This window comes from Phaeovulum sp., from assembly GCF_041596715.1.
In the GTDB taxonomy this organism is placed as follows: domain Bacteria; phylum Pseudomonadota; class Alphaproteobacteria; order Rhodobacterales; family Rhodobacteraceae; genus UBA6213.
In genome coordinates this window covers 1-8646 of record NZ_JBFHIA010000133.1, presented here as the reverse complement: position 1 = coordinate 8646, position 8646 = coordinate 1, and the positions used below count along the sequence as shown (strand labels likewise).

The window sequence follows — 8646 nt, the reverse complement described above, 5'->3', positions numbered from 1 at the left end:
GAAGCCCGGCGCGATGTGTTCGATTACATCGAGTTCTTCTACAACCCGCAGCGCAAACACGTTAGGAATGGCATGCTGTCACCAATTGCCTTCGAACAGCAGCAGAAACTGAAACTGCAAGGCGTCTAGCAAACTAGGGGCCATTCAACTTCAGGTTCGGCCCGCTCGCGGCGAAGTCCTGCTTTAAGAGATTCGGCGCGATGTTGAAGGCGTGATCGCTGTCGGTGGCGCGCTTGATCTTGCGGCTGCGGATAACCTGAATGCCGTTCTGACGCATCAGACGACCCACCCGACGCTGGCCGACGCGGATGCCAAGCTCGTTCATCTCCTCGGTCATGCGATGCCTGCCGTAGCTGCCCAAGCTCAGGCGGTGCTGATCGCGGATATGTGCCAAAAGCACCATGTCACGCCGTTGGCGATGCGACGGGGAGCGGTGCTTCCAAGCATGGAGCCCGCGCTCTGACACGCCCATCAGGCGGCACAGATGGCTCCGGGTCAGCGTGCCGCGATACTCGTCAATATACTGAAACACCATGGCTTTTGAGCCACGAAGAACATCACAGCTTTTTCAATACTTCTCCCCTTTCGCCGGGAAAACAGTCCACCGGACTGTTTGCTGGTCCGGTTCAAACCCGGAGAATGCGGTTCTCTTTGCGAAGCCGGTCGTTCTCGCGCAGAAGCTCGGCGTCCTGCGCAGGCACCTTGGCTTCCTCAGGAACCGCCCGAACCCATTTGCCGAGCGTCGAAAGCCCGACCCCCAAATCAGACGCAGCCTGACGCCGTGTCAGGCCACTGGTGAGTGCAATGCGAACCGCATCCCGCTTGAACTCGTCACTGTGTATCGCTGCCATATCCGGTCTCCTTGATGGTGAGTATTGCTCTCAAAAGACCGGAACAAAATCGGTGCAGGTCCACAGTACGCTATAGTCGGCAGGGGCTAGGGCGCGAGCTAAAAGCGTATTTTTCACGTAACCGTAACGTCTGCGGCTCGCGGCCGTCGGCAGGTCGTTCAAAACGCCCAAGAGCACTGGCGATCTACACAACAACAAGTATCAGTCCCCTCGGACTACCCGCGGATTTGGCCGTTCAATTTGAATGGCTAACGCAGCTTTGCCCCGGCGCAACCGCTGCGAGGTCTGCAAGAATGGGGCAGTCGGGCCGGTCATCACCCGCACAAGCCTCGATCAGATGCGAAAGAGTTCTTCGCATCTCGGTCAACTCGACGATCTTGCGATCGATGCAGGCCAGATGATCCTGCGCGACATGCTTTACGTCGGCACTGGCGCGCGAGCGGTCGCGATAGAGTGTCAGAAGCGTGCGGCAATCGTCGATGGTAAAACCCAGCGACCGCGCGCGGCCTAGAAAGGCGAGTTTGTGCAGGTCGCTTTCACGAAAACTGCGATAACCGTTGGCGGCGCGCAAAGGTTCGATCAGGCCGATATCCTCATAATATCGGATAGTTTTGGCCGGAAGGCCCGAAAGCTGCGCGGCGTCTCCGATATTCATGGCGTGATCCCTGTCTTACAAAAACGGCGCATGGGCGCCCTGTTATCCAGATATGGTTCCTGTCATAGGAAGGTCAAGCGCCCGACCGCGGCACGGCGGAAAACTGCAAAAGATGCGCCGGTTACCAGTTAGTCACTTGACCTTCCAGCGCTGGAAACTCCCACCTTCGCAAAAACCTGCATAGGAGACTGAGATGACTCGATTTGACGTGCCTGAAATGAGCTGCGGCCATTGCTCGGCGACCATTACCAAAGCCATCGGCACCGTCGATGCTGGCGCCAGCGTGGAATGCGATCTGGCAACGCATACAGTCACGGTTGCCAAGGCGTCACTCAGCGACGAGGCGCTGGTGGCGACGCTGAAGGCCGCGGGCTACGCCGCTTCGCCCGTGCGCTGAACTACCCAGCCCGGTTCAAGGGTTTCGTTCGGCTTCAGAGCGCGCTGCCTGTGATTGGCGTTCGCGATCGGGCCAGGTCGATTTGATAAATGCGAGAATATCCACTATTTGCGCATCGGTCAGAGTATCGGCGAAACCGGGCATGCCGCTGTCAAAGGCCATGCCTTGCCGTGCAAGCGCCTCTGCGCCTCCGAGCTTGGTATAGTCGAACAACAGCATGTCGCCATGATGCCAGGTATGGCCGCTTTCATCGTGCGGCGGCGGCGGCAGACGGCCATCGGTGCCGGGTGTTTTCCAATCCACGGCGCCTTCAAGATTTGCGCCGTGGCATGCGGCGCAGTTGGCCTGATAGAGCACCGCGCCCGCGACTGTGTCGGCGGTGGCGAAGAGCGGCGCTTGCGAGGCGCTGGTAGTGCCGCGCCACCAGTAGGCGGCACCTATGCCAGTTACCAGCGCCGCCGTCGCCAGCAACAAGACAGGCCATTTCATCGCTGGTGCCCCTGCGCCTGCACCGGCTGCCCGATCATCACCCTGGAATTCCATTTTCGCGCTGCACTTCGCGGATATAGGCTTCGATGTTTTTCACGATCGCTGGCGGCACTCCCTCAACCGGGGCCATATCGCCGAAATGCCAGTGATGCGCGGGAACGCCTTTTTGCACAGCCGACAGGAAAGAGACCAGCGGATGGTGGTTCGGCTCATAGATGAAATGGATCAGCGGCGGCGCCGTGCCATTGATCCCAGCAGCGTTTTCGCCGTGGCAGGCAGCACAGACCGCGTCAAACGCCCGTTTACCGATCTGCGCATCGGGCGATAGCGTATCTGGCAGCTTCGGCGCCACCAGCGGCGCCCCGATCGGAATCCCCGAGGTATCTGGCGGCACCATCGAATGCCCCGCCACCATCGGCGATCCAAAGGAGATTGTCTGCGCGTTCAGAGCGGTGGTCGATGCGCCAGCGATGATCAGCGCTCCGAAGCAATATGTCAGGATCTTTTTCATTCTCAACCTTGGTTTCTATTGAGGGATGGGATCACCCAGATCGGGTCAGATCAGTTTTACTTGGGTTCCGACCTTCGCCAGCGCGAACAGCTCTTCGATCTGCTCGTTGTACAGACCGATGCAGCCGTTCGACGACTTGCGCCCGATCTTGCGGGTGTCGTTGGTGCCGTGGACTCGGTAATACTGCCAGCTCAGATAGAGCGCGTGCGTGCCGAGCGGGTTGTCGGGGCCCGGCCCGACGAAATCGGGCCATTCCGGGTTGCGCAGTTTCATGGCAGGCGTCGGCGCCCAGCTTGGGCCGACCACCTTGCGTGTAACCTCTGTGTATCCCAGCCGGGTCAGATCGTCACTCAGCGGCACGCTTGTGGGATAAAGCTTGGCGACGGTGCCGTCTTCGGACCAGAATTGCAGCATCATCGAGGTGGTATCGGCCAGAATGACGCCGTTCTTCAGCGTATCGAAATGATCGCGCCAATCGTTGACCCTGAAAGACGACGCATTGCGCCGCAGCGTGGGCGAGGTCATTCGAGGCTCGGCACTTTGCGCCCGCGCGGTAGTGACACTGGTCAGCAGGACAGACGCAGCGCCGGTGAAAATCACCTGTCGCCGCCCTGGAAGAGCCAAATTCGATTTGCGCATTGCCACGCCCTCTTCGCAATTCTCATTGTGGACCACATGCGACCTTCCCGGACTGGAAGGTCAACCGAACCGCGTTTCACGAATAGGTGAACCAAGACACCGTTGACCTTGCCCCACTGGAAGCATTCACCCGTAGGAAAAATGAAGGGAAGCATCGCGATGAACCACTCCAGATCCAGCCGCCAGAGCAGCGAAACAGCCAACGGTGCCCGCCACTCGTTGATGAAATACGGTATGTGGGCCTGCTGTGCCGTCATGCTGCTGCCGGTCGTTGCCTACATCGCTGCGGGTGGCAGCTTTGCCGGGCTCGGCGGCAGTCTTATCACCTTCGCGCCATTGGCACTGTGCCTCGGGATGCACCTCGTGATGCACAAACTCATGGGAAAATCTTGTCATTCCAGCGCAAAAGACGAAACACTCGGCGTGCCGCAAGCGACCACGGTGCCCGATGTGCGGTCGCTATCGGCGATGGCGCGCGAGTAGGCAGGGTGGTTGCGCGTTCTCGCAGCCTGCGGCGCGGAGCGGTTTTGTCGCCGGTGGTTCACGGCGTATGTGCTGGGGGAGCGCAATGCCCTGAGAAAGTGGACTTCGCGCGCACACTGGCTGCTCAATCAGCAGTCATTCCTCGCGGATGCGTGGCGGACCCTTTGCCGGGGGGACGCACAGCGGCGCTGAGCTGCAAGAGTGGCCGAACTGGTTATGTCGTAATTGACCAGTAGGCCGCTACGGGCTCGGTCCGCACGTCAAAGTGCGGGTTGGCGGCGGACTGGGCATCGCCGCGACCCGCGTCAGAATATTGCCTAAAGGAAAGTCCATGTCAGCAGATAGTTTCGCGACAAGATGCGCGGCGACCCTCAGCGCGGCAGTTTTGCTCGGCCTGACGCTAGCCAGCGGATCCGCAAGAGCCGCGGTCTCTGAGCCCTATGTCTCCGACGCCGTAACAGCGCGCCTGCTTGTTGCGCAGGACGGCGTCGCGGAAGGGGTGCGGGCGCTTTCGGCTGGACTCGAACTGGAGCTGGCACCGGGGTGGAAGACCTATTGGCGCTCGCCGGGCGAAGTGGGGCTGCCACCCCGCATCGACTGGACGGGGTCGGAAAACATCGCCGATGTCACGTTCCTTTGGCCAGCGCCCGAGCGCTTTCGCGCCTTCGGAATCGAGAACATCGGCTACAAGAGCGACGTGGTGTTTCCGCTCAACGTCACGTTGAAAACCCCCGGGGCGCCGGCACGGCTGCAGGCAACGGTCTTTGCACTCATTTGTTCCGAGCTTTGCGTGCCACATGATTTCACGCTTTCGCTCGATATTCCTGCGGCAAGCGGCATCGACAGCGTTGCGGCCGCACGCATTGCCCAATTCGTGCGCAAGGTGCCTGACGACGGAAGCGAAAGCGGTATGGCTCCGGGCGTCGCCGCGCTGAACGCTGACAAAACCGCGTTGATTTTCACCGCGACCAGCGCGACGGGCTTTAGCGACCCTGACGTGTTTCCGGAACTCGGCGAGAACGGCGCCTTTGGCGCGCCCGACATTCGGCTGGGCGATCGTGGGCGGCAGCTCTGGGCGACGCTACCGCTATTTTCGGCGCCCACGCCGGCGGCCGCATTGAAGATAACCATTACCGATGGCGCGCGCGCCGCAACTTTTGGCGTGACGATTGCAGACCAGGTGCCCGAGCCGCCGTTCACGATACGCAAGATTATCCCAGGTGTGGGCGAACTTGCCTGGGTGGCGGCGCTGGCGTTGCTGGGCGGGCTGGTGCTCAACGTCATGCCCTGCGTTCTACCGGTGCTTTCAATCAAACTTGGCTCGGTTATCAAGACCCGGGGCCACAGCCGGACGCGCGTGCGAGCGGGGTTTTTGGTTTCGGCGGGCGGCGTGATGGCGTTCATGTGGGGACTGGCGGCGATTACACTGGCGGCGCGCGCGTTGGGTTTTTCGGTGGGCTGGGGGCTGCAATTCCAGAACCCGGCGTTTCTGGCGCTGATGATCCTGCTGGTGACGGTCTTCAGCGCTAACCTGCTCGGCGCATTTGAAATCACGCTGCCGTCGTCCTGGCAGACCCGGATGGCGCGTGCCGATGGCAGCCCTGGCTATGCTGGCGACTTTGCCACCGGCGCTTTTGCCGCGGTGCTGGCCACCCCCTGCTCAGCGCCGTTTCTGGGTACCGCCGTGGCTTTTGCGCTGGCCGGACGCGCGATCGACATTTTCGTGGTGTTCACCGCGCTGGGGCTGGGGCTGGCCTTGCCCTATATGGCGATCGCAGCGATGCCGGGGCTGGTGACCCGGCTGCCCAAGCCGGGGCGCTGGATGGCGGCGCTGAAGGTTGTGCTAGGCGCGCTGCTTGGGTTGACGGCGGCGTGGCTGCTCTGGGTGCTAATAGGTGTCGCGGGCCCGCGCGCCGCACTGACAACGGCGGGTTTGATGGCGGCGCTGATCATGGTGCTGGCGCTGCGACGCATGCCGCAGGCCTGGCGCCGCCCTGCGCTGGCGGTGCTGATTGCCGCTTCGCTTCTGGCGCCCGGCCTGCTGCGCGAAAAGGCCAGCCCAAACAGTGCCGCGCGCACCGCCTGGGTCGCTTTCGACCGGCCGGCAATTGCCCGACTGGTTGCCGAGGGCACGACGGTCTTTGTCGACGTGACTGCCGACTGGTGTCTGACGTGCAAGGCCAACAAGGCGCTGGTGCTGGACCGCGAGCCGGTGGCGGGGGCGTTGGCAGCCCCCGGCGTGGTGCCAATGCTGGCCGACTGGACCCGCCCGGATGACACCATTTCACGTTATCTGCAAAGCTTCGGCCGCTACGGCATACCGTTCAACATCGTTTACGGCCCCGGCGCGCCCGAGGGGATCGTGCTGCCAGAGCTGCTGTCGACCGACGCAGTGCTCGATGCCATCAAACAGGCGGTGGGCGGCGCGGCTGCGGCTGCGGGCTGAGGTTGTCGGCGCATCCCGCGCGCCGCTGTTTCCGCCCACCGGGCGGCCTTGGGTAACACGCTTGTGACGCGGCAGCGTTTGACCTTCCAGCAGTGGAAGCCTGCACAGAGTGGCTAACCCAACCCCGGAGCCATCATGAAAACCTTTCCTCTAAAAATCGCCCTCGGTCTGTTTGCTTCGACCGCAGCCTTCGCCGACATCTATGTGCCCGAAGGCCCGGTTGGTTCGGTGCTGCATCTTAGTTCGGCCTATGATGTCGTCGACCGCATCGAGGGTTTGGCCGATGTTCACGGCATGGCGGTAGCGCCAAAGCGCGGCATTCTCATCACCGGCAGTCTTACAGAAGTCGCGCGCGACGGCATTGCCAAGCCCGCGGTAGTCTCCGAAGATGACCACGCGGCACATCATGGCGGCAGCGGCGCCGAAGTGGCGCCCGGAACCGTTAGCCTTGTTAGCATCGTCGATGCAAAAACCCACGAAGTTCTACGCCGCATTGAAGTGCCCGGCATCGTGCACCACGTTGCCGTCAGCTCCGATGAGCGCTGGGCAATCGTGACGCATTCGCTGCTCGACTCAGTGTCGATCATCGACCTTGATAGCGGCGAGGTCACCGCAACCATCGTGACCGGGCCGGTTCCCGAATATGCCGCCGCCGACTCGATTACCGGGCGGTTCTTTGTCAGCAACGCCGGCAACGCCACAATCAGCGATGTCGACCCGGCAAGTGCCGCGGTGCTGCGCAGCATCCGCACGGCAGGGGGGCCCAAGCACATGCGGCTGTTGTCGGATCAGCGGCAACTGGTGGTCGCCGCGCCGGGGCCGGGCACGGTGCAGGTGTTTGATGCGGATAGCGGCGCGCAACTGGCAAGCTACACGATTGGCGGCGATCTGCATGGAATTGAGGCCGATGCCGACGCGATCTATGTCAGTGCTAGAGGTCGGGGTCAGGTGGTGCGGATCGACAGGGCCAGCGGCACCCAAACCGAAGCGGCGATCGGCCCGGCACCGTATCATATGACCCTGACGAAAGGCGATCTACTGGTCAGCAGCTCGGCAGAGCCCGTGCTCTGGGTGATCGACGCCGATAGCCTGGCGCTGAAGCAGTCCATCACGACAGCGGACATGGCGCACCAGATCGTGGTTGCCGAAACCGAGTGAACAGCGCCCGCAAGAGGTGCCCAGAGCGTGGTGGTTTCTTTTGGGCGCGTCCGGGCTGGACGTATCCCTTGACCTTCCCCCAACTGGAAGCCCCATGTTGGTTTGGAAGCGACCCAGTCTAGGACATCACATGGACCACGTACACGACCATCACGGGCACGCGCACGGCGGCAAAGGCGACCTTCCGCCCGGCACCAAGTCGGCAATCGATCCCGTCTGCGGCATGTCGGTTGCGATCACACCTTCGGCGCGGTCGCTAGAATACGGCGACAAAACCAACTACTTTTGTTCGCAGAAGTGTCAGACTTCGTTCGAGGCCGATCCATGGTTTTACGCCTCGGGCAATGCCGCTAAGCGTGGCGCGGTGGTGCAACCCGGTGCGCAGTACACTTGTCCGATGCACCCCGAAATTGTTCGCGACGCTCCGGGTGCCTGCCCGATCTGCGGCATGGCGCTAGAGCCGATGCTGCCCTCTGACGAACCCAGCCACGAGTTGACGGATTTCACGCGCCGGATGTGGATCAGTGCGGCGGCGTCGGTCCCGCTGATCGCGTTGACGATGGGCGAGCTGGTCGGATTACCGTTTCGCGTCTGGATCGGGCACCCTTGGGCAAGCTATCTCGAGTTTGCGCTAGCCAGTCCGGTCGTTCTCTGGGCGGCGCTGCCCTTCTTCCAACGCGGTTGGGATTCACTGCGTAACCGCTCGCCGAATATGTGGACGTTGATCTCGCTGGGTGTCGGTGCCGCCTATCTCTACTCGTTGGTCGCCACCTTTTTGCCGGGGGTCTTTCCCGCGCAGTACCGCTCAGGCGAGGGTGTTGGCACCTATTTCGAGGCTGCTGCGGTGATTATCGCGCTGGTCTTTTTGGGTCAGGTGCTGGAATTGCGGGCCCGCGAACGCACCGGCGACGCAATTCGTGCGCTGCTGGACCTGGCACCCAAGACTGCTCGGCGGATTCTGCCCGACGGCACTGAATACGATGCTCCGCTGGAAAACGTCATGGCGGGCGACCGGCT

The 8646-nt window shown here is 61.9% G+C and carries 10 protein-coding genes and 1 pseudogene; 6 read left to right on the top strand and 5 right to left on the bottom strand.

Features of this window, described 5'->3' with window-relative positions; all coding sequences use genetic code 11:
• On the top strand, positions 1-129 hold a 129-nt coding region (locus tag ABY403_RS10120), incomplete at its 5' end, for an IS3 family transposase (protein WP_372840677.1).
• 10 nt (positions 130-139) lie between these two features.
• Here ABY403_RS10120 and ABY403_RS10115 read toward each other — a convergent pair.
• Both ABY403_RS10115 and cueR read right to left on the bottom strand, forming a co-directional pair.
• Positions 140-851: pseudogene (locus ABY403_RS10115) on the bottom strand (transposase); the annotation flags it as partial.
• 235 nt (positions 852-1086) lie between these two features.
• Positions 1087-1506, bottom strand: coding sequence for a Cu(I)-responsive transcriptional regulator (cueR, locus tag ABY403_RS10110; RefSeq protein ID WP_372840675.1), 420 nt, complete (start codon positions 1504-1506; stop codon positions 1087-1089).
• Between the two features lie 193 nt (positions 1507-1699).
• Between cueR and ABY403_RS10105 the strand changes: the two genes are divergently transcribed.
• On the top strand, positions 1700-1903 hold the full coding sequence (locus ABY403_RS10105; RefSeq protein WP_372840674.1) for a heavy-metal-associated domain-containing protein: 204 nt from the start codon (positions 1700-1702) through the stop codon (positions 1901-1903).
• Positions 1904-1918: 15 nt separating this feature from the next.
• Here ABY403_RS10105 and ABY403_RS10100 read toward each other — a convergent pair whose 3' ends face one another.
• Genes ABY403_RS10100 through ABY403_RS10090 form a run of 3 tightly spaced genes read right to left on the bottom strand, consistent with a single transcriptional unit; the run spans position 1919 to position 3542 of the window.
• Positions 1919-2392 carry a cytochrome c gene (locus ABY403_RS10100; RefSeq protein ID WP_372840672.1) on the bottom strand — a complete coding sequence of 158 codons (474 nt, stop codon included), beginning with the start codon at positions 2390-2392 and terminating at the stop codon, positions 1919-1921.
• A gap of 37 nt (positions 2393-2429) precedes the next feature.
• Positions 2430-2903 (bottom strand): cytochrome c, encoded by a 474-nt coding sequence (locus ABY403_RS10095; RefSeq protein ID WP_372840671.1) that lies wholly within the window; start codon positions 2901-2903, stop codon positions 2430-2432.
• Positions 2904-2948: 45 nt separating this feature from the next.
• Complete coding sequence (locus ABY403_RS10090; protein ID WP_372840670.1) at positions 2949-3542, bottom strand: L,D-transpeptidase; 594 nt, start codon at positions 3540-3542, stop codon at positions 2949-2951.
• A gap of 159 nt (positions 3543-3701) precedes the next feature.
• On the opposite strand from ABY403_RS10090, the gene ABY403_RS10085 reads away from it, so the two are divergent.
• From ABY403_RS10085 to ABY403_RS10070, 4 genes are all read left to right on the top strand, one after another.
• Positions 3702-4025, top strand: coding sequence for a DUF2933 domain-containing protein (locus ABY403_RS10085; RefSeq protein WP_372840669.1), 324 nt, complete (start codon positions 3702-3704; stop codon positions 4023-4025).
• Between the two features lie 331 nt (positions 4026-4356).
• Positions 4357-6471 carry a protein-disulfide reductase DsbD family protein gene (locus ABY403_RS10080; protein WP_372840668.1) on the top strand — a complete coding sequence of 705 codons (2115 nt, stop codon included), beginning with the start codon at positions 4357-4359 and terminating at the stop codon, positions 6469-6471.
• Positions 6472-6606: 135 nt separating this feature from the next.
• Entirely contained in the window at positions 6607-7629 is a 1023-nt protein-coding gene (locus ABY403_RS10075; RefSeq protein ID WP_372840667.1) for a YncE family protein, read from the top strand.
• Positions 7630-7759: 130 nt separating this feature from the next.
• On the top strand, positions 7760-8646 hold an 887-nt coding region (locus ABY403_RS10070; protein WP_372840666.1), incomplete at its 3' end, for a heavy metal-binding domain-containing protein.